Raw genomic sequence first — 20,832 nt, 5'->3', positions numbered from 1 at the left:
TGAAGCACACCCTCACCCCTGCGCCAGGTGCCGGCGCAGGAAGTCCACGCATGCCCCCACCCTGCTGGAACCGGCCAGGCGCTGCGGATACACGGCCCACACGCTGGCCGGCTGCGTGTACTCGGGCAGCACCTGCAGCAGCCTGCCATCGTCCAGGTAGCCCTGCGCATCCCACAGCGAACGGAGTACGATGCCGGCGCCTTCGACCGCCCAGCGCAGTGCGATCTCGCCGTGGTTGGTCGACAGCGCGCCCGAGACCCGTACGGTCTCCTCGCCGTTTTTCCCGTGCAGGCGCCAGCTGCCGAGCGGGTGGTCGCGTTCCTTGATCGGCAGGCACTGGTGGCCGGCCAGTTCCTTCAAGGTCTTGGGCATGCCGTGGCGGGCGATGTAGGCTGGCGCCGCGCACAGGATGCGGTGGTTGTCCATCAGCTTGCGCGCCACCAATTGCGGCGGGATGGTGTCGCCGATGCGCACGTCCAGGTCGAAGCCCTCGGCCACCGTGTCAACCAGGCGGTCGAACACCTCGAAGCGGATCTGCAGCTTCGGGTAGCTGGCCGCCAGCTGCGCGATCACCGGCGCCACCGCGATGCGCCCGAAGCCGAAGCTGCTGCAGATGCGCAGCTGGCCGGCAGGCTCGCTGCGCCGGTCCGACAGCGCATCGAGCATGTCGTCGAGCTGCTCCAAGATGCGCAGGGCGCGGCCATAGACCTGCTCGCCGTCCTCGGTGATCACCACGCGGCGCGTGCTGCGTTCGAACAGGCGCACGCGCAATCCGTCTTCCAGCACCCCGATGCGCTTGCTGACGAACGCGGGCGACATCCCCAGCTCGTCGGCTGCCCCGGAAAAGCTGCCCTTGCGGACCACGGCCACCAGCACCCGCAAATCGGCGTTCTCAATATTGTTCACGATTCGTGTTTAATGAAGCTACGGTGCGGACGATTATAAACGGAGTGTTTTCTTGATAAGCTGATGCAAGTCGATTATCGGAGAAGCACCATGAAGACACACAAGATCGCCGTCATCGCCGGAGACGGCATCGGCAAGGAAGTCATGCCGGAAGGCTTGCGCGCCCTTGAGGCGGCGAGCAAGCGCTTCGGCATTGGGCTGGAGTTCGTCCACTTCGAATGGGCCAGCTGCGACTACTACCTCCAGCACGGCAAGATGATGCCGGACGACTGGAAGCGGCAGCTCGACGGTTGCGAGGCGATTTTCTTTGGCGCCGTCGGCTGGCCGGACACGGTGCCCGACCATATCTCGCTGTGGGGATCGCTGCTGAAATTCCGCCGCGAGTTCGACCAGTACGTGAACCTGCGTCCGGTGCGCCTGATGCCCGGCGTTCCCTGCCCGCTCGCGAACAAGCAGCCGGGCGATATCGACTTCTACGTGGTGCGCGAGAACACCGAAGGCGAATACTCGGCGGTCGGCGGGCGCATGTTCGAAGGCACCGAGCGCGAGCTGGTGCTGCAGGAAGCGGTCTTCACCCGCCACGGGACCGACCGCATCCTGAAATATGCCTTCGAGCTGGCCCAGCGTCGCCCCAAGAAGCACCTGACCGCCGCCACCAAGTCGAACGGCATCGCGATCTCGATGCCCTACTGGGACGAGCGCGTAGCCGCGATGGGAGAAGCCTATCCCGAGGTCCGCTGGGACAAGTACCACGTCGATATCCTGGCCGCGCGCTTCGTGCTGTCGCCGGAACGCTTCGACGTGGTGGTGGCCTCGAACCTGTTCGGCGACATCCTGTCCGACCTCGGGCCGGCCTGCACCGGCACGATCGGCATTGCGCCCTCGGCCAACCTGAATCCGGAGCGCAGCTTCCCTTCGCTGTTCGAACCGGTGCACGGCTCGGCGCCGGACATCTACGGCAAGAACATCGCGAACCCGATCGCCATGATCTGGTCCGGGGCGATGATGCTGGAGTTCCTGGGCTACAAGGATGCGCACGATGCGGTCGTGAGGGCGATGGAGCATTGCCTGGTGAACGGGCCGCGTACGCCAGATATGGGTGGGACGGCGAATACGACCGACGTGGGGAAAGCGATCGCCGGATACCTGGAAAGCGCCTGAGTTTCGTAGGGTGGGCGGGGTGATTTCGGGCAATGCCCGGAATTACGAACGCCCACCCGGTCGCACATCACCGCGTGGGCGGCATAGCCGCCCACCCTACAGCGACGGACGCCGCAGTGTTATTTCAGCAGATAGGTGTTAAAGAAGTCGATCGTCGAATAAAACAGATAATCGGCATTCGCCTTCTTGCCAAAGCCGTGCCCTTCATCGTTGGCCGTCATGTACCACACCGGCGTGCCGTTCTTCTTCACCGTGGCCACGATCTGGTCCGCTTCCTGCCAGGGCACGCGCGGGTCGTTCTTGCCCTGCACGACGAACAGCGGCTTCTTGATCTTCGCCGCGTTGTTGGCCGGCGCCGTCGCCTCCATCCACTTGCGCATGTCGGGATCGCGCTCGTCGCCGTACTCCACCCGACGCAGGTCGCGCCGGTAGCTTTCGGTGCGCTCGAGGAAGGTGACGAAGTTCGAGATGCCGACGATGTCGACCGCCGCCGCAATGCGGTCCGCGTACATGGTCGATACGGCGAGGGTCATGTAGCCGCCGTAGGAGCCGCCCGCCACCGCCACGCGTGCGGCGTCCATGTCGGGCTGGGTGGCGATCCAGTCGAGCAGCGCGCCGATGTCCTTCACCGAGTCTTCCCGCAGTTTGCCGTTGTCCAGCTTCAGGAAGCTCTTGCCGTAGCCGGTCGAGCCGCGCACGTTCGGGTAGATGACGATCAGGCCCATCTCGTCCGTGTAGTAGTTGTTCCGGCCCAGGAAGCCAGGCGTCGACTGCCCTTCCGGCCCGCCGTGGATGTTGATCATCACCGGCCGCTTGCCCGGGAATTTCGCGGCATCGGGACGGTAGACGAAGCCCGAGATGCTGCGGTTATCAAAAGACTTCCAGCGCACCAGGGACGGTTCGACGAAGCGGTTCATGTCGACATCCATCTTCTCGTGCTGGGTCCAGCGCGTGACGGCGCCCGTCTTCGCATCGACGCTGTACACCTCGGACGGACTGCGCGCCGAGGACAGCGACAGCGCCAGGTTGCGGCTGTTGCGGTGCCATTCGATGCGGCCGATGACGCCCATCGGCAGCTTCGGCTGCGCCAGCTGCTTGTGGTCGCGCGTGCTCATCATGCGCAGCACGCTGCTGCCGTCTTCGTTGGCCACGAAGGCCAGCAGCCTGCCGTCGTCGGACAGGTCGATCTCGTCGATGTCCCAGTTGATGTCGGGCGTCAGCACGGTCTCCTTGCCGCTCGCCAGGTCGAGGTAGACCAGGCGGCGGAATTCGGAACCGCGGTCGCTGGTCGTGTAGACACCTTTGCCGTCGCGCGAGAACACCGGGTCGCTGTAGGCCACCTTCTCGCCGCCCTTTTGTGTCAGCAGCCGGCTCTTGCCGCTCGCGACATCCATCAGCCACAGGTAGGTCTCGTTGGCCGACACGTACTCGAGGTAGGCCAGCTGCTTGTCGTCCTGCGAGAACGAGAACGAGCCCCAGCCGCCGCCGGGCAGTTCGGCCAGCACACGCGCTTGCTCGGGCTGCGCCGGGTCGACGATGCTGATGGTCGAGTTGATCTGGTCGTTCGAGCCCTGGCGGCCCACCGGCACCGTCACGTACAGCAGCCGGCCTGATTTTTTCGCCCAGGCGGTGTCCTGCACGCGCCGGTTGTCGGGCGTGATCGGGATCGCCTCCTGGCTGGACGCCTTCATGCCGACGTCGCGTCGGTAGGCGCGGAACACCTCGTTGCCGCCGCTGTCGCGCCCGAACACGTAGAACTTGCCCTGGCGCGGCTCGTACTGGGCGCTGCGCACCGGCTCGGCATAGTCGGTCATCAGCTCCAGCGGGGCGCCGGGCTTCGCCACGCGGAACAGCTGGGGCGTGTTGTTGTGGCGGCGCGAGACGATCATTTCGAGCTTCGTCGGGTGCCAGGCCGCGTACGAAGTCGGCTTGAACTCGTTGTACTTCGCCACCTGGGCAGCCAGGCTGGCGCGTATCGGCGGAACGTTTTCCAGCACCATCGCGGCCGGCGGCGCGACGGTGGCTTCCTGGGCCATGGCGGCGCCGGCGGCGAAGAAGATCGAAGCGAACAGGGTCAGCCCGAGCGGGCAGCGTACAGGTCTCATCCAGTAATCTCCAATGGCTTGGGTTTGTGCTTGGGACAGCAAATCAACTCTACTCCGGCAGAGTGCGACGAACAAGGAGTAAGATATTCCGGCCGAGTATTCATCCAGCATTGTCATCAAACTGTACGCAAATGTCCCCCCTTTGTAGGGGCTGTGCTTACGAGCAACGAGTCTTATACAATCTCGGACTAAGGAGAAACAAGCATGTACCGAGTGATGTTGGTGGAAGACGATGCGCGTTTGGCGGAGCTCGTCACCGAATACCTGTCCGGCTATGAATTCGCGGTGGACCTCGTCACCCGCGGCGACCAGGCGCTGGAACGATTCAAGGCGCTCTCGCCCGACGTGGTCGTGCTCGACCTGATGCTGCCGGGCCTGGACGGCATGGTGGTGTGCCGCCAGATCCGCGAGATGTCCGAGGTGCCGATCCTGATCCTGACCGCGCGCGAGGATTCCTACGATGAAGTATCGGGTCTGGAACAGGGCGCCGACGATTTCGTCAACAAGCCGGTGCAGCCGCGCGTGCTGCTGGCGCGCCTGCGCGCGCTGATGCGGCGCACGGCCCAGGCCAAGGGCGGCCTCGACACCCGCGTGCTGCAGTTCGGCGCGCTGCGCATCGTCACCACCGACCGCAGCGTCGTGTGGCGCGGCGAGCCCTGCGTGCTGTCGAATACGGAATACAAGCTGCTGCTGGTGCTGGCCGAAGCCGCCGGCCGCGTGCTGTCGCGCGACGCCCTGCTCAAGAAGATGCGCGGGATCGAGTTCGATGGCCTGGACCGCAGTATCGACAACTGCATCTCGAAGCTGCGCCGCAAGTTCGAGGATGCGGAGTCGGAAAAGATCAAGACGGTGTGGGGCGAAGGCTACCTGTTCTCGCCTTCGGCGTGGAATTAGCTGGTAGGTCGGTAGGGTGGGCGGGTCTCCCGCCCACGCGGTCAACGATCGCCAGCACGTCTGCGGCGGTTCGTGCAACAGCTACCACCGCGTGGGCGGGGGAACCCGCCCACCCTACAAAACTGATTGGTGGTCCGTAAGGTGGGCGGATCGTGATCTGGTCCACAGGACCAGATCACCCCGCGCGGTCAACGAAAGCGGCTATTCGAACAGGGGCACGATGGCCAGCGGCGCGCTGTAGGTGATCAGCTGCGCCTGATCGGGCCCGAAGCGGTAGTTCACGGAAGGCAGGTCGGCGTCGACATCGCCTGCGAAGGCCGGCGCCAGGCTGACGCCCAGGGCCTGCTCGCCTTCCGCGCGGCGCAGCTTGACCGAGGTCTCGACGCCTTTGCGCGGGAACACCATGCGCACCCCGACGCACTGGCGCGAACGCGCGCCGGCATCCACGTAGCGGGCGTAGGCGAGCGCCTGTTCGCAGGCCGTGCGCAGCTCGGCGGTGTCGTAGATGTTGTCGGCCTGGGGCGCGATCGTCACCCGGGAGCGCAGGCCGAACGGGCCGATCCGGCGGTTCGGCGCCAGCACCGCGTTTTCATCGTAGGCCGCCTTCACCAGCGGCAGCACACCCCGCCCCAGCGCGTCGAGCGCGAGGCTGGTCTGGACCGTCTTCCCTGTCAGGACCAGCTGCACGCCCTCGCCCAGTGCGCCCTTCTCGCGCGGCACCAGCTGCAGGTGGTTCTGCAGCAGGCTCTTGGCGCCGCCATATTTTTCGAACACCACCACCGCGCGGTAGGCGTCGCGGTAGCTCGCCCACTCCGACGCGGGCGCGAGCGCCTGCGCCACGGCCAGACTGGCCGAGCTCAGGAGCATTACGCATGCGGTGGCGTGTGCGAGTCGCATCATCAGAACCGGTAAGCGAAGGCGGTCGAAACCGTCACATTGGTGGGCCGCTCGACGAGCGGGCTGCGGCGCGCGTCACCCGCCAGGCGGGTGGCTTGCACGCTGGAGGTCAGCATCCACGAAGGCGACAGCGCCCAGTTCCAGCGCGCGCCGATGCGCACGTCCTTCACGCCGCCGTCCGGACGGTAGCTGCGGTGGCCGGTGGTGGCGGCCTCGCGCGCACTGACGCCGAAATAGCTCTGCTGGTAGGCGCGGTTGGCGAAACTGACGCCGGCCGACACCGACACCGTATGGTGCGGGGCCAGCTGCATCGCCAGGCGCTGGACGCCGATCTCGCCGCGCACGCCGTTGCGGTCGTTGCCGGCGCCGGCCAGCACGCTGCTGGTCAGGCGCCATTCGGGGGCCAGGTAATAGTTGAAGAAGGCGCCGGCCTCGGGACGCGCCTTGATCTCGTCCATGCCGGCCAGTGGATTGTCAGACCGGAAAGTTTCGAGGACCTTGGTGGGCGCAAGGGTCGAGCTGGGCCCCGCCTCGACGCCGCCAACGCGGCCGCCGGTGCCCGATTCGGTGCGGCGCGGATGAACGGCCAGCAGCGGGCCGTATTCGACCGTGGGGCTGGAGGACAGGTGCATCCCTGCGCTCATGCCCGAAATGAACACGCCATTGCTCCACTGGACCTGGAGCACCGGCAGTACCGACGTCTTCCTGCTGTCCGCCCCCTCGTACCGCGGCGCCGACACGACGCCCAGCCCCGCATACATATCGCGGCTGCCGTCGGGCATCGGGTTGGTGGTCGGCGTCTGCGCGCTTGCGGCGCTGCCCGAGACTGCCAGGACCAGGGCGAAAAGCTTTTTCATGTGTTCAAGGCTCGAGAGTTCGGCGATCGAATATTTTACGTCGAGCAAGCCGAACTCTCACGCATTGTTACTATCGGGATCGAATTTCCGACACGAATTCTACCGGCGCCTCGCTGCGGTTCACGACTACCAGGTGGGCCGGGTAGACGATCGCCTGGCCGCAGACGGCGCCCGAGCCCGGCTCGATATCGGTAATACCGACCTTCAGCTTGCCGTCCTGGAAGCCCACGCTGGCGATCCCGCCACCGTAGCAGAGGTTCGGCTTGGGACCGCGGAACACCCCGATCACCATCTTCTGGCTGAAATCGACCTTCGGCAGGGCCACGCCGGCGCCGGCATGCTCGGCCCACAGGGCGGCCCAAGCCGCCTCGTCGCGAACCACGACGTTGCGCTGGGTGTGGAGATTGGTGCGGACTTCCCTGCCGATCGTTTCAAGGTTGAAGTACGGCGAGTTGATCCTGCGGAACTCGACCGGGACATCGACTTTCGGCACGGCGACGACGCGCATCGGCTGGGTGACGACCGCCAGGCAGGTTGCCACCGGCGACATGTCGCGGTATTCGTACTCGACCAGCAGCTTGCCGTCCTTCGCACCGACATACACGACGTCGAAGGTACCGCAGTCGATCTTGCCGTTGCCCGCGAACACGGCCACCAGCATATTGTTCGTGAAATCGAATTGCGGCGCCGCGATCCGGGTCTTGCTGTGTTCGGCCCACAGGGCGCTCCAGGCGGCCGCGTCCTTGATCACGACTTCGCGCGGGGTCTCGATGTTCGAGAAGGCGTCGCTCACCACGGTCTTGAAGGCGACCGGGCTGCCCGACTTCGGCAGGAAGCTGACGCGCTCGACCTTGTGAGCGGCGCCGAGGCCGAGGTCGGCCTTGTCCAGGTTCTTCGAGATGGTGTCGAACAGCGGACGCAGGCTTTCGTCGCTGCAGCTGGTGCGCGGGCCGGCGAAGCTGTCGCTCGACGTGCACAGGACGGCCTGCGGCGTCGGCCCCATCAGGCTCACGCTCCAGGAAGCGTCGTAGCAGCCGTAGTCGGCGCGGTCCGACACGACATACTTGCTGTCGACGACATACAGATTGTTGCGGGTCGATGCGCAGTCTGCTTCCTGCGCCATCTTGATGTACTCGGAAACGACCGGAACGCCGCCATTCGGTTCGCCGACGGCGATCCCCTGCCCTGCCTGCTGGTTCTTCATGACGGCGGTGTCATCGCCACCGCCACCGCAGGCTGCCAGGGTCATGCCGACCACGGCGGCAGTGACAACAGTGCGTCCAACCATGCTCATCTTGTTCTTCTCCAGACTAGCCGGTGCTGGCTGCGCACCGATCGTTTCCTTGGGAATAAAAAAACCCGCCGACACTCGCATATCAGGCGGGCAAACGGAAAACCAGATAAACCAAAACCTGATGTATGAGCATAGTAAGAATTCCCCGGATTTCATTCCCCCTCGATCTGTCGAGGAATTGTCATCAATTTGTAAGGCAGTGGAAAGCTATCCAAAGTGGTATCAAAGAGGTACAACATTGCTGATTGCTCCTATACAATGCAGCCAAGGAGAAACTATGTATTGCGCAGCAATCCGTAACCGCCAGTCATGCAGGATGGGCACGTGAACCGGATCTTCTTCCGCTTCTTCGTGCTGGTCATGCTGTCGATCACGGCGGCCACCTTCGTGATCTACTTCGCTTTCAGCCGGCTGTTCGGGGATCCGCTCGAGGACATCGCACGCCGCCAGGCGGCTGCGCAGATTTTCCTGCTCGAACAATATGTCGACCAGGCCCCGCCCGACGAGTGGCTGGCCCGCCTGAACAATGTCCGGATCGTCTCCGACGTGCGCTACGACCTGATTCCCCTGGCGGAGGCCCGCAATGCCTTGCCGGGCGGGCGCCGGGTCCAGCTGGACAACGGCGAGATCGTGCTCGACGCGGCCAGCCGCAGCTTCTACCGGCGCGTCGACCTGGAGGGCGAGCGCTACATCGGCAGCCACGAAGAAGTGCTGCGCGCGCAGAACCTGCCGGTCGACATCGACCAGGCGCTCAAGATGGAAGCATTGCGCTACGTGATCGTGGCGGTGGCCCTGCTGGTGCCGATCGCGCTGTGGTCGCGCACGCACTGGCAGGGATTGCAGTCGCTGTCGCGCGTGGCCGACGAATTCGGCAGCGGCAAGCTGACCGCACGCGCGCTCATGAAGCCCTCGGCCGCGGTCTATCCGCTGGCCGAACGCATCAACCACATGGCCGAGCGCATCGAAGACCTGCTGGAAGCGCAGAAAAGCCTGCTGCACTCGGTGTCGCACGAGCTGCGCACCCCGATCGCGCGGCTGGAGTTCGGCCTCGAGCTGCTGGACGCCCGCGCCAAGGACCCTGACCTGAGCAAGCGCGTGCGGGCCATGGAAGGCGACCTGCGCGAACTGAATTCGCTGGTCAACGAACTGCTCGACATGAGCAAGCTGGATAGCGCCCGCAACCTGCAGGCCGAGCCGGTCATGCTGGCCGAGGTGCTGCAGGAATGCACCCAGATGCTGCCGCCCGCGGAGCACACGCTCGAGTGCAGGCTGGACGAGGAACTCGGCGAACTGGAACTGGACCGGCGCCTGCTCGCGCGTGCCGTCTGCAACCTGCTGCGCAATGCCCAGAAGTACGCCAGCGGCCGCATCCTGCTGGCGGCCACCCGCACCGAGGGAGGCGTGGAGATCACGGTGGACGACGACGGCCCCGGCATCCCGGAAGAAGAGCGCGAAAAGGTGTTCGAGCCGTTCTACCGCCTCGACCGCAGCCGCGACCGCGCCACCGGCGGCTTCGGCCTCGGCCTGTCGATCGCGCGCAAGGCGGTGGCCCTGCACGGCGGCAGCCTGCGCGCCGACAGCTCGCCGCTGGGCGGCGCGCGCTTCGTGATCCACCTTCCCACCTGACAGGAACCCGACACCGCCCATGAAACGATTCCTGCCGGCCCTGCTTCTCGCCGCAACCCTCCCGGCAGCGGCCGAGAAGGCCGACGTCTACAGGCAGACCACCATCAAATGCGATGAATGCCGCTTCGACAGCGTCACCGGCAAGGCGAACATGGCCGGCAATATCATCATCACGCGCGGCACCCTGCGTATCGAGGCCGACCGTGGCGAGGCGCTGCGCTCGCCCGAGGGCTACCAGAGCGCCGCCGTGCAAGCCGATCCGGGCCGCAAGGTGCGCTTCCGCCAGAAGAGCGACGGTCCGGGAGAAGTGTGGATGGAAGGCGAAGCCAGTCGCGTCGAATACGACGAGCGCAGCGGCATGGTCAAGCTGTTCGACGAGGGCCGGGTGCGCCGCGTCGTCGACGGCACGGCAGGCGACGAGATCCAGGGGGACGCCATCATCTACAACCTGCGCACGGAAATGATCGACATCCGCCCGCTCGCTCCAGGCAGCCGCGGCACCATCATCCTGCAGCCCAAACGCAAACCGCCGGCAGCCGCCGTCGCCACCACGGAGAAACCATGATCCTCGAAGTCGCCACCCTCGACGTGCGTCCCGGCCAGGAAGAAGCATTCGAAGCCGCTTTTCGCCAGGCTTCAGGCATCATCGCGGGCATGCCGGGCTACGTGTCGCACCAGCTGCAGCGCTGCCTGGAACGGCGCAGCCGCTACGTGCTGCTGGTGAACTGGCGGACGCTGGAAGACCACACGGTGGGCTTTCGTGGTTCGCCCGGCTACCAGGAGTGGAAGGCGCTGCTGCACCATTTCTACGATCCGTTCCCGACGGTCGAGCATTATTCGATGATCCTGGATGGAGGCCCACTATGACAATCACATTGCGTTGCCGCTGCGGCCAGCTGCGCGGCCAGGTCGACAGCCGGCGCGTGGCCGCGCGCGCGGTCTGCTATTGCAAGGACTGCCAGGCCTATGGCCACTTCCTCGGCACCGGCGTGCTGGACGCCGCGGGCGGCACCGAAGTGGCCGCCACCCTGCCGGCGGCGGTGCGCTTCGAGGCCGGCCTCGAACACCTGGCCTGCATGTCGCTGGGTCCCAAGGGCCTGTACCGCTGGTACGCCAGCTGCTGCCGCACCCCGATCGGCAACACGCCGCGCGACCCGAAGACGTCTTATGTAGGGTTGGTGCGAGCTTGCCTGGCGGAGTCCGACGAACAGCTCGCGCGCGAGCTGGGCCCCTTGCGCTGCCGGGTCGAGACGCAATCGGCCACGGCGCCCGTGAAGTCAGGCGGCCTGAGCACGGCTGGCGTGGTGTTCAAGGTGGGAGTGATGCTCGTAAAGGCGCGCCTGGGAGGCGGCTATCGGGAGAACCCCTTCTTCCGGTCCGCCGCTGGCGAACCGGTGAAGGAGGTGCAGGTATTGTCGCTGGAAGAGCGCAAGGCGCTGACCCCGTAGAGCTCAGCGTTCGGCCTCGCGCCGGGCGGGATAACGCGAGACGTATTCGTATTCTCCGCGCACGTGCGTGACCCCGACCCACAGGTGTTCCCACCAGTGTTCGCGCGAGCGCACGGTTTTCAGGCAGGTCTTGTCGACGCCGCCCTTGAACAGCGGGTCGACGCACTGGTTGGTCATCAGGGCGTAGCGCTGGTTCTCGGCATTGACGAGGGCGATCGCCAGCCAGATGGCGATCCCCGCAAAGAAGATCGCCAGCCCCCACGCCACGTGGTTCACGTAGCTGGTCTCAAACAGGTCGTCCTCGTTGGGCCGGGACCCATCGTACATCTTGAGGACTTCGCGTTCGACGTCATTGCTCATTTCGAGGCGGCTGCTTTCTTGACCAGTGCGTCCATGACTTGGGTGGTTGCCTGCATGGTCGGCTCCAGGCCCTGGATCTTGTTCGATTCCGAGACCTGGCCCGGCGACACCACGTACTTGCCATCGATGATGATGGTCGGGGTGCTGCTGACCTTGTAGTTCTTCGAGATCGCCTCGAGGCGGCGCAGCTTGGTGGTCACGCCGAACGAGTTCCAGGTTTCCATGAACTTGGCGCGGTCCAGGCCATTCTTGGCGGCCCACTCGATGATCGCGTCATCCTTCATCAGGCGCTGGCGCTGGACGTGCACGGCCTGGAACACGCGCGGGTGGTATTCCTCCAGCTTGCCCATCGCCTCCAGGGTCAGGAACAGGTGCGCTTCCGGATCGGCCGGGCCCTGGAACGGCAGGTGGATGCGGCGCATGACGATGTTGTCGCCCTGCTTCTTGATCCACTGGTTCAGCGTCGGCTCCAGCGCGTTACATGCCGGGCAGTGGTAAGCGAAGAATTCGATGACCTCGACCTTCTTGCCCGTCGCCTGCACCGGCTGCGGCGCACTCAGGGTCTGGTAATCGACGCCGTTCTTCGGGTCGGCAGGCGACGCGAACGCGGTGCTGGCGACCATGGTGGCGGCGATGAGGGCGAAACGCAGAGAACGCATAGGTATCCTTCCAGAATAGATTGAGCAAACGCCGGGAGATTACCACTTTTTTGGGTCCCCTTACGGGGGAAGGCGGGAATTTTGCATTTGCTTACGGGTTTAACGAGGGCGATACGGGGAATTGTTAAGTTGGTGGCTAAGCTGCAAACTTGGATCCCGGCCTGCGCCGGGATGACGGTTTTAAAGCTAACACAGCAAGCAGAACGTCGTTCCGGCGCAGGCCGGAACCCAATTTCCCTGCCGAAGTCACTTCGGCCTGCGCTGCCGCACCCCTTCCAGCATCTCGCACAACTGCGCAGCTCCCTCGATGGTGCGCGGCCCCGGACGGGTCAGCAGTTCGCCGTTTACCGTCAGCAGATTGCCGCGCTTGACGGCCGTCATCGTCTTGTACGGCTCCCACAGCTTCAGGCCCGGGTTGGCGGGATCAATGCGCTTGCCCGCCATGATCGCTTCCGGGTCGGCCGCCAGCACCGCTTCCAGGCTGACTTCCGGCGCCACCACTTTCAGCGCGCCGAACACGTTGCGTCCGCCGCAGACGCGGATCGCATCGCTGGCGATCTGGGCGTCGTTGAGGGTGTACAGCGGCTGATCCCAGATCTGGTAGAACACCGTCACAGGGGCGCGGCCTGCGTAACGCCCTTCCAGCGCGGCCAGCCTGGTGCGCAGCGCCGTGGCTGCCCCGGTGGCGGTAGGCCCCGTGCCCAGCAGCTGGCCGAGGCGCTCGACGTTGTCGGCCACCTGGGCCAGCCGGCGCGGCTCGCTGTGGAAGACCGGCACGCCCAACGTTTCGAGCTGGGCGATCTGGCGCGCCGTGTTCCCGCTGTGCCAGACCACGATCAGGTCGGGCTTCAGGGCCAGCACCCGCTCCATGTCGATCACGCTGTTGCTGCCCACCAGCGGGATTTTCTTCGCCGCTTCCGGGTAGTCGCTGTAATTCATGGCGCCGACCACCTGCTTCCCACCGCCGGCGGCGAACAGCAGCTCGGTGGCGTGGGGCGCCATCGAGATGACGCGGCGCGCCGGCTGCTGCACCGTGACGCGGCGGCCGGCGTCGTCGACCACGGTCACCGCGGCCTGCACACTGCCGGCCGCCAGGGCCAGCAGTGCTGCTGCGTAAGCCAGTCGCGCGCGCATCAGAAGTCGTAGCGCAGCGACAGCTTCAGCTGGCGGCCATCGCTCGGGTAGATGCCCGAGCGGCAGCCGAAAGCGTTACTGTAGTACTGGCGGTCGGCCAGGTTGAGCGCGCTGAAGGCCGCTTCCCAGCCGCCCACGCGATACGCGTAGCGGGCGTCGAGCGTCGTGTAGGACGGGATGCGCGCGCCGCAGCTGTTGGTGAAGTCGCTGCCGTAGCGCTGGCTGTCGACCCACTGGGCGCCGAGGTCGGCGTTGTGGCCGCCGCGGGTCCAGCCCAGGCGCGCGGTAACGACGTTCTTTGGCACCAGTACCATCTCGCGGCCGGCGTTCGGACCGGCGGTGAATTCGGCGTCCACGCGCTGCCACTGGGCCGTGAGGCGCAGGTCCTGGCTCAGGGCGTACTGGCCTTCCACCTCGACGCCCTGGCGCCGGGTCGGGTCGAGGTTGGTGTTGGCGCCCCAGCCGATGGTCGGGTCGTAGAACATCTCGTTTTCCAGGCGGTGGCGGAACAGGCGCGCGCTCAACTGGCGGCCGGCCGGGCCCGCGGTCACGCCCAGTTCGAGGTCGCGCGAGGTCTGCGGCGCCAGCACTTCGGGACCGGCACGCAGGCTGTTCTCGTCGACGTTGGCGATGCGATAGCTGCGGCCTGCCCTGGCGAAGGTCGTGACTCCGGGCAGCACATCGAAGCTGCCCTCGACCGACCAGGCGTTGATCGACTGCTTGCGGTGCTCGTTCACCACCGGCGGGAAGGCCAGCGGGTCCGAGTAGTCCTTGGTGAAGCGCTCGTGGCGGCCGCCGATGGCCAGGCGCGCATTGTGCGGGGCGTTCCACAGGATTTCATTGCGCAGGTAGACCGCCTTCGCGTCCTGCTCGGCGTCGCCCAGCGAAAAATCGGAGCTGGTCTGGCGCTCCCAGCGCACCAGATCGATGCCCGCGACCAGTTCGTTGCGCTTGTCGCCGAAGCTGGCGGTGTGGCGCAGGCGCGGCGAGAACTGGGTCTGGCGCGCGTCATAGGCCGAACGCGACGCCACCTTCGTGCCGCCCATCATGTAGAAGTAGTTGGCCTCGACTTCGCGCTCGCGGCGCGACAGCTCGGCGGCCAGCTCGAGGCCGCCGATGCGGTGCTCGACGAAAGCGGTGATGCGGTCGGTGTCGAGGGTGCCGAAATCGTCCGGGGTCAGGGTCTGGCGCGGGATCGAGAGGAACTGGGCTTCGCTAAGCGAACCAGGGAAGCGCGCGTCCTGTTCCGAGCGTTCGAAGCGCAGGCCGGCGCGGCCGGCGCCATAGTTGTACTGCACGCCGCCGCTGGCGGTGTGCTGCTTGAAGTCGCTGTTCTTGCGGTAGTTGTCGGTGCGGCGGTCGGCCACGGCGATGTCCACGGACAGCGGGCCGGCGCCGTGGCTGAGCGAAGCACGCAGGTCGCGCGCGCTGAAGCGCCCTGCTTCGGCAAACAGCGAACCGTGGGTGCCGTCCTGGGCGCCGCGGCGCGTGATGATGTTGATCACGCCGCCGGTCGCGCCTTCGCCGTACAGCACGCTGCTGCCGCCACGCTGGATCTCGATGCGCTCGACGGTATCCACCGGAATGCTCGACAGGACCGCGTTCGCCAGTTCATTCTCGTTCAGGCGCACGCCGTCGACCAGGATCACCAGGTTCTGGGCGCTGTTCGAGCCGAAGCCGCGCAGGTCGAGCGCGAAGTCGGGCGAGGCGTCCAGGCTCTGGCGCCCGTAGACGCCGCCGATCTTGCGGATCGCGGCATTCACGTCGGTGGCGCCGGCGCGGCGGATATCCTCGGCGGTGATGACGGTGGCGCCGATCGGCGCGGTGGCGGCCTGCGCCGGGAAACGCGCGCCGGTGACGACGATCGAGGGCAGCGCTTCCTGGGCGAGAGCGTTGGCGGCAAGGACGGACAGCGACAGAGCGCAGGCCAGCGCGAGCGGCTTGATGGCCGGCGCACTGCGTGGAACGGCAGCAAAATTCATGTTGGATGTTCTCGGTAATGGCGCCGGCCTGCGTCCCCGCAGGCCGGAGTTCAACGGAAGCGCCTTGGCACTCCCACCTGTCTGGCCGGTATCCGGGCTTGCAAGACGAACCGCTCCACCTTCCTATGCGTTGGCACAGTGGTTTTCGGAGCGACCTGTCATCGTCATGAGGACGATGACGCTTGTTGACCGTTGCGGGGGCAGCACACCTCGGCGCGGGCGCGTAGCGACCTTGCCTCGTGTTTCCCGTTTAACTGCGCATGAGCAGAAGCATGCGCGGGCACCAGAACCCCGAGATTATAACCTGACAAGCTTTTCGGGCATTTCGTCGCCAAATCCGGGCTTCTATCCTAATCGCTTGGAAATGAGCCAAGCTTCTCGATATAGTCGCGCTCATACCAAAACGACATCGACAGGGAGTCTTGCATGAGGATACAAGGAAGCCGGCACCGCTTGCGCGGGCTGCTTGTCGCGGCATTGCTGGTCGCCGGCGGCACGGCGGCCTGGTTCGCCCAGGCGGACGCACCGCTCGACGTGGCCGCACCTCCACTCGACGGCATCGCACTGGCCGCACCCGACGCCGCCGCTGTCAGCGTCCCCAGCAGCCCGGGAGCATGGGGCGGCATCCGCGGCGGCGACCAGCCGACGCTGTCGGACCGGGTGGTGAGCTACCGCATCGCCGCGACGCTCGACCCGGACAAGCACGTCGTCACCGGACGGCAAGCGCTCACCTGGCGCAACCGCAGCGCGGTCCCGGTGCGCAGCGTCTACCTGCACCTCTACATGAACGCCTTCGAAGGCGAAGGCAGCACCTTCTTCACCGAGCAGCGTCGGCGCGGCGAGGGATTCCGGAGCGGCGTCGGCACCGGCGATGGCGAATGGGGCCACATCGCCCTGCGCAGCGTGAGCCAGGGCGGGAGCAGCGTGCCGTGGCGATTCGTCCAGCCCGACAAGGGGCCGGCCACCGACCACACGGTGGTGCGCCTGGACCTGCCGGCGGCGGTGGCGCCCGGCGCCTCCACCACGCTCGACATGGCCTTCAGCACCCAGCTGCCGCGCGTGATCGCGCGCACCGGCTACTTCGACAGCTTCCACCTGGTGGCGCAATGGTTCCCCAAGATCGCGGTGCTGGAACTGCCGGGTGAACGCGGGGCGACCGCGCCGCGCTGGAACGCGCACGAATTCCACATGGAGTCCGAGTTCTACGCCGACTTCGGCAGCTACGACGTGAGCCTCACCGTCCCCAAGGGCTATACGGTGGGCGCCACCGGCGAGCTGCAGGGGCCGCCCGTCGAGAAGAACGGCATGCTGACGCATCGCTACGTGCAACACGACGTGCACGATTTCGCCTGGACCGCGGACCGCCGCAGCGCCAAGCCGCTGGTGGAAACCTGGACCGGCCCGGGCAGCCCGACCGTCAGGGTCGAGGTGATTTATCCGCCCGAATACGAAGCCAGCGCCAGGCCGGCGATGAAGGCGGCCAAGGATTCGCTGGCCTATTTTTCGCGCACGCTCGGCCCCTACCCCTACCGCACGCTCACCGTCGTGATCCCCCCCTTCAACGCGGAAGAAGCCGGCGGCATGGAATACCCCACCTTTGTTACCGCCTCCGGTTATGCCGAGGTGGCGCCGAAGTCGCTGTCCGCATTTGAGCTCGACGCCGTGACCGTCCATGAATTCGGGCATGGCTACTTCTACGGCATCCTGGCCAGCAACGAGTTCGAAGAACCGATGCTCGACGAGGGCCTGAACGAATTCTGGAGCAACCGGATGCTGCGCGGGCGCGGCCAGATGATCCATCCGGCCCCGGGCTGGCTGAAGCGCATCGGGGTCGATCCGACCTTCGCTCCTTTCGACTTCGTCCGCCTCGCTTCGCCGCGCGACCGGCCTGCCGATGCGCCCGGCGCCAACGCCTGGCAGCGCCTGCAGGGTATCGGCCCGGTCTACAACCGCAGCGCCCTCGTCATGCGCGACCTGGAACAGCGGATCGGCAGCGAGGCGATGGAGCGCGGCTTCAAGGAATACTACCGCCGCTGGAAGTTCCGCCATCCGAGCATCGCCGACCTGCGCGAAGCCCTGGCCGACGGCAGCGGCGAACGCGCCGCCGTCGAAGAAGTCTTTGCCCAGCAGGTCTATGCGACGGCCCGGATCGACGACAAGGTCTTTAAGCTGACCAGCGAAGAAGAACTGCCGCCGGCAGGCACCCGGCTTGAGGGCGGCCGGCGACTGGAGGAGACGCAGGCGGCGGTCGACAGGCGCGTGGCGAAGCTGCGTGAAGACTGGAAGAAGGCCAATCCGGGAGCAAAGGAAGGCAGCGGCCCCTTCCCCTGGCGCACCGAAGTCACCGTGCGCCGCGACGGCGCCAGCGTGCCGCAGACGCTGGTGGTGCGCTTCGCCGACGGCAGCAGCGAAACGGTCGAGTGGCGCGCGGCTTCGCCCGCGGAAAAATGGCGCAGCTTCAGCTGGGTCAAGCCGGCGCGCGCCGTGTCGGCCGAGATCGACCCGCGCCGCAGCCACTACCTCGACGTCAACAAGCTCGACGACAGCCGCAGCATCACCCCCGACCGCGGCGCATCCACCCGCTGGAGCAGCGACGCGGCCGCGTTCATCCAACTGATCCTGTCTTTCCTGGCCACCGTATGACGACCACTACCGCTCCCCTGGCGCCGCAGGCGGCGTCCGTTTCCCCTGCCGCCACCCGCGGCAGCCTCCTGCGGGCACTGCGCCCTGCCCTGCAATGGCGCCTGATGCTGCTCTGGCTGGTGGCCCTGCTGCTGCCGACGCTCGCGGCCGCGCTGCCGGTCTGGGTGATGCTGGGCGATGCGCTCGATCGCACAGTCGGCGCCCGCGCGCTGGCGCGGCGCCTCGACCTGGTGGCCATCACCGACATCATGAGCCTGCACAGCCAGCACGCCTCGGCGCTGGCCGGCGGCGGCACCGTGGCGCTGGTCTTGACGCTGCTGCTGTCGCCGCTGCTCACTGGCGCCGCCATCACCGCGGCGCGCGCTCCGGCGCCGCCCGGCTTCGCGGCCCTGGCGGCCGGCGGCGTGCACGAATACGGGCGCCTGCTGCGCATGTTGCTGTGGGCCGTCGTGCCGCTCGGCGTGGCCGGCTTCCTGGGCGCGATCGCGGGCGGCGCCGCCGACGAACACGCGGCCAGCAGCGTGCTTGCATCGTCGGCAGGCGATGCCGCGCTGGGCGCAGTCCTGGTGACCGGCCTGCTCCTGCTGCTGGCCCACGCCACGCTGGACGCCGGCCGCGCCGTGCTGGCGCTCGACCGCCGCCGCAAGTCGGCGGTGCTGGCCTGGTGCGACGGCCTGGGAGTGCTGGCGCGCCGTCCGCTGCCCGCCTTCGGCCTCTGGTTCGGCATCACCCTGGGCGGGCTGGCGCTGGCCGCGGCGCTGGCGGTAGCGCGCCTGAACGTGCCAGCGCTGGGCGCGGGCAGCTTCCTGGGCGGCCTGCTGCTGACCCAGCTGGCCGTGCTGGCGCTGGCCTGGATGCGCTGCGCGCGCCTGTTCGCCCTGATGGAAGTGGCGAGAAGCGGCGCCGCACGCTGAATCGCGCCATCGGCTACCATGGGTGCTTCCACGTATCGACGGAGCACCCATGCGCCTTCCTACCTATTTCGTATCGCACGGCGGCGGCCCCTGGCCCTGGATGAAGGACCAGTATGGGCCTGCCTATGCCGAGCTGGAAGCCTCGCTGGTAGCGATCCGCCAGGCGCATGGCGAGGCCGTGCGCGCGGTGCTGGTCGTGACCAGCCACTGGGAGACGCCGGGCTTCATGGTGTCATCCGGCGGCGCGCCCGGCATGATCTACGACTACGGTGGCTTCCCGCCGCATACCTACCAGGTGCAGTACCCGGCGCCCGGCAACCCGGCGCTGGCGCAGCGCGTCGCCGCCCTGCTCGGGGCTGGCGGCCATCCGGCCGGGCTCGATGCGGAGCGCGGCTTCGACCACGGGACCTTCTCGATGCTGTACCCGGTGTATCCGAAAGCGCGCATGCCGGTGGTGCAGCTGTCGCTGCGGCGCGACCTCGACCCGCAGGCCCACATCGAGGCCGGCCGTGCGCTGGCGCCGCTGCGTGACGAAGGGGTGCTGATCCTGGGCAGCGGCCTCTCCTTTCACAACCTGCGCCAGTTCGGCCCAAGCGGCGCGGCCGCCTCCAAGGCCTTTGACGGCTGGCTGCAGCAGGCGATGACGCTGGCGCCGCCCGAACGTACGGCGGGGCTGCTGCGCTGGGAAACCGCGCCCATGGCACGCGCCGCGCATCCGCGCGAAGAGCACCTGCTGCCGCTGATGGTGGCGATGGGCGCCGCCGAACAGGAGCCGGCGGCGTGCGTGTATCACGAGGAGGATTTTTTCGGGTCCTTGACCGTTTCGAGTTTCCGCTTCGGGGGTTCGTAGGGTGGGCGGGTTTTCCCGCCCACGCGGTCAACTGAAGGTGCTGTCCCCCGCGCGGCAATTCAGTCGCTAACGATCACCGCGTGGGCGGAGAATCCGCCCACCCTACAACAGCGTTCAGGTTTCGTGGTGTGGTCGGGTTCAGGTCCCGCGCTTGCCGCGCATCGCCTCTTCCGCCTTCAGCGCCGCCTTTTCTTCGGCGATGCGCGCCTTTTCCGCCATCTCGGCGGCATGACGCGCCAGCGCCGCAGTACGCGTTTCCGGCGTCTCGAGGCTGATCCGTCCCAGTGCGCCGGTGCGGTAGTCGTGCAGCAGCACGTGCGCCGCCTTTTCGTAGTCGAATTCGCCGCCGCGCACGCGGAAACCGCGGCGCTGGGCCACGTGCTCGATCACGGCGATGCCGTCCAGGCCCTCGGTCTTGAAGCCATAGCGCGCGCTCAGGAGCTGCGGGTAGCGCTCGAGCAGCAGGTTGGCGAGGAATTCCGCCACTTCTTCTTCGATCAGCGCGTTCGAGCCGACCGCGTGGCTGGCGGCCAGCATCAGGCCGTCGCTCGCCATCGCGATCTTCGGCCACAGCATGCCGGGGGTGTCGACCAGCACGATGTGCTTGCCGAGATAGAGCTTCTGCTGGGTCTTGGTCACGGCCGGCTCGTCGCCCACCTTGGCCACGCGCTTTTTCAGCAGCGCGTTCATCAGGGTCGATTTGCCGACGTTCGGGATCCCCATGATCATGATGCGCAGCGGCTTGGTCGGCACGCCGCGGTGCGGCGCCAGCGACTGGCAAATGTCGGGGATGCGCGCCACGTCCGCCGGCTTCTTGGTCGTCATCGGGTAGGCGGTGACGCCTTCCTGGGCGTCGTAGAAGGCCTTCCAGGCCGCCGTGGCCGCTGGGTCGGCCAGGTCGATCTTGTTCAGGATTTTCAGGCAGGGACGCTGGCGGAACTTGCGCAGCTCCTCCACCAGCGGGTTGCAGCTGGCCTCGGGCAGGCGGGCGTCGAGGACTTCGATCACCAGGTCGGTGTTCTCCATCTGCTCGGCGGCTTCCTTCTTGGCCGCGTTCATGTGCCCCGGGAACCATTGAATGGACATGCTTGTGCTCTCTTTA

The 20,832-nt window shown here is 66.7% G+C and carries 19 protein-coding genes and 1 riboswitch; of the genes, 9 read left to right on the top strand and 10 right to left on the bottom strand.

Annotation, left to right across the window (positions count from 1 at the left end; genetic code table 11):
* Positions 1–12: 12 nt before the first annotated feature.
* The gene (locus LK542_RS03020; protein WP_227810741.1) at positions 13–906 is read right to left on the bottom strand and encodes a LysR substrate-binding domain-containing protein; all 894 of its coding nucleotides are present in this window, start codon (positions 904–906) and stop codon (positions 13–15) included.
* A gap of 90 nt (positions 907–996) precedes the next feature.
* Here LK542_RS03020 and LK542_RS03015 point away from each other — a divergent pair, with 90 nt between their 5' ends.
* A complete protein-coding gene (locus tag LK542_RS03015; RefSeq protein WP_227810740.1) occupies positions 997–2,067 on the top strand; it encodes a tartrate dehydrogenase in 1,071 nt (356 codons plus the stop codon).
* A gap of 119 nt (positions 2,068–2,186) precedes the next feature.
* Here LK542_RS03015 and LK542_RS03010 read toward each other — a convergent pair whose 3' ends face one another.
* Positions 2,187–4,172: a S9 family peptidase gene (locus LK542_RS03010; protein ID WP_227810739.1), complete on the bottom strand. Its 1,986-nt coding sequence runs from the start codon at positions 4,170–4,172 to the stop codon at positions 2,187–2,189.
* 204 nt (positions 4,173–4,376) lie between these two features.
* Here LK542_RS03010 and LK542_RS03005 point away from each other — a divergent pair, with 204 nt between their 5' ends.
* Entirely contained in the window at positions 4,377–5,066 is a 690-nt protein-coding gene (locus tag LK542_RS03005; protein WP_227800487.1) for a response regulator transcription factor, read from the top strand.
* A 201-nt stretch (positions 5,067–5,267) separates the two neighbouring features.
* Here LK542_RS03005 and LK542_RS03000 read toward each other — a convergent pair whose 3' ends face one another.
* The 3 genes from LK542_RS03000 to LK542_RS02990 form a co-directional block, all read right to left on the bottom strand.
* Positions 5,268–5,966 (bottom strand): hypothetical protein, encoded by a 699-nt coding sequence (locus LK542_RS03000; protein WP_227810738.1) that lies wholly within the window; start codon positions 5,964–5,966, stop codon positions 5,268–5,270.
* Complete coding sequence (locus tag LK542_RS02995; RefSeq protein WP_227800485.1) at positions 5,966–6,820, bottom strand: MipA/OmpV family protein; 855 nt, start codon at positions 6,818–6,820, stop codon at positions 5,966–5,968. The genes LK542_RS03000 and LK542_RS02995 overlap by 1 nt, the downstream gene beginning before the upstream one ends.
* A 70-nt stretch (positions 6,821–6,890) precedes the next feature.
* The gene (locus LK542_RS02990) at positions 6,891–8,114 is read right to left on the bottom strand and encodes a protease complex subunit PrcB family protein (protein ID WP_227810737.1); all 1,224 of its coding nucleotides are present in this window, start codon (positions 8,112–8,114) and stop codon (positions 6,891–6,893) included.
* A gap of 324 nt (positions 8,115–8,438) precedes the next feature.
* On the opposite strand from LK542_RS02990, the gene LK542_RS02985 reads away from it, so the two are divergent.
* Genes LK542_RS02985 through LK542_RS02970 form a run of 4 tightly spaced genes read left to right on the top strand, consistent with a single transcriptional unit; the run spans position 8,439 to position 11,188 of the window.
* Positions 8,439–9,740, top strand: coding sequence for an ATP-binding protein (locus LK542_RS02985; RefSeq protein ID WP_227810736.1), 1,302 nt, complete (start codon positions 8,439–8,441; stop codon positions 9,738–9,740).
* Between the two features lie 19 nt (positions 9,741–9,759).
* Positions 9,760–10,305, top strand: a complete 546-nt coding sequence (gene lptA / locus LK542_RS02980; protein WP_227810735.1) for a lipopolysaccharide transport periplasmic protein LptA — start codon at positions 9,760–9,762, stop codon at positions 10,303–10,305.
* Positions 10,302–10,607: an antibiotic biosynthesis monooxygenase gene (locus LK542_RS02975; RefSeq protein ID WP_227800481.1), complete on the top strand. Its 306-nt coding sequence runs from the start codon at positions 10,302–10,304 to the stop codon at positions 10,605–10,607. The genes lptA and LK542_RS02975 overlap by 4 nt, the downstream gene beginning before the upstream one ends.
* Entirely contained in the window at positions 10,604–11,188 is a 585-nt protein-coding gene (locus LK542_RS02970) for a DUF6151 family protein (RefSeq protein ID WP_227810734.1), read from the top strand. The genes LK542_RS02975 and LK542_RS02970 overlap by 4 nt, the downstream gene beginning before the upstream one ends.
* 3 nt (positions 11,189–11,191) lie before the next feature.
* Here LK542_RS02970 and LK542_RS02965 read toward each other — a convergent pair whose 3' ends face one another.
* The 4 genes from LK542_RS02965 to LK542_RS02950 form a co-directional block, all read right to left on the bottom strand.
* On the bottom strand, positions 11,192–11,548 hold the full coding sequence (locus LK542_RS02965; protein WP_227800479.1) for a hypothetical protein: 357 nt from the start codon (positions 11,546–11,548) through the stop codon (positions 11,192–11,194).
* The gene (locus tag LK542_RS02960) at positions 11,545–12,207 is read right to left on the bottom strand and encodes a thiol:disulfide interchange protein DsbA/DsbL (protein WP_227800478.1); all 663 of its coding nucleotides are present in this window, start codon (positions 12,205–12,207) and stop codon (positions 11,545–11,547) included. The genes LK542_RS02965 and LK542_RS02960 overlap by 4 nt, the downstream gene beginning before the upstream one ends.
* Positions 12,208–12,453: 246 nt before the next feature.
* On the bottom strand, positions 12,454–13,341 hold the full coding sequence (locus tag LK542_RS02955) for a cobalamin-binding protein (RefSeq protein ID WP_227810733.1): 888 nt from the start codon (positions 13,339–13,341) through the stop codon (positions 12,454–12,456).
* Entirely contained in the window at positions 13,341–15,323 is a 1,983-nt protein-coding gene (locus LK542_RS02950) for a TonB-dependent receptor (protein WP_227810732.1), read from the bottom strand. Before LK542_RS02950 ends, LK542_RS02955 begins: the two co-directional genes overlap by 1 nt.
* Positions 15,324–15,388: 65 nt before the next feature.
* Positions 15,389–15,626: riboswitch (cobalamin riboswitch) on the bottom strand.
* A gap of 123 nt (positions 15,627–15,749) precedes the next feature.
* On the opposite strand from LK542_RS02950, the gene LK542_RS02945 reads away from it, so the two are divergent.
* From LK542_RS02945 to LK542_RS02935, 3 genes are read left to right on the top strand one after another with little or no spacing between them, the layout of a single operon-like run.
* A complete protein-coding gene (locus tag LK542_RS02945) occupies positions 15,750–17,966 on the top strand; it encodes a M1 family metallopeptidase (protein ID WP_227810731.1) in 2,217 nt (738 codons plus the stop codon).
* Positions 17,963–18,880 (top strand): hypothetical protein, encoded by a 918-nt coding sequence (locus LK542_RS02940; RefSeq protein ID WP_227810730.1) that lies wholly within the window; start codon positions 17,963–17,965, stop codon positions 18,878–18,880. The genes LK542_RS02945 and LK542_RS02940 overlap by 4 nt, the downstream gene beginning before the upstream one ends.
* A 49-nt stretch (positions 18,881–18,929) precedes the next feature.
* On the top strand, positions 18,930–19,730 hold the full coding sequence (locus tag LK542_RS02935; RefSeq protein ID WP_227810729.1) for a class III extradiol ring-cleavage dioxygenase: 801 nt from the start codon (positions 18,930–18,932) through the stop codon (positions 19,728–19,730).
* Between the two features lie 138 nt (positions 19,731–19,868).
* Here the strand turns inward: LK542_RS02935 and ylqF are convergent, their stop codons facing one another.
* Positions 19,869–20,816: a ribosome biogenesis GTPase YlqF gene (gene ylqF, locus LK542_RS02930; RefSeq protein WP_227800472.1), complete on the bottom strand. Its 948-nt coding sequence runs from the start codon at positions 20,814–20,816 to the stop codon at positions 19,869–19,871.
* Between the last annotated feature and the right edge of the window lie 16 nt (positions 20,817–20,832).

The sequence above is a fragment of the Massilia sp. IC2-477 genome (genome assembly GCF_020707265.1).
GTDB lineage: Bacteria > Pseudomonadota > Gammaproteobacteria > Burkholderiales > Burkholderiaceae_D > Telluria.
This window is presented reverse-complemented; position numbering and strand designations above follow the sequence as displayed.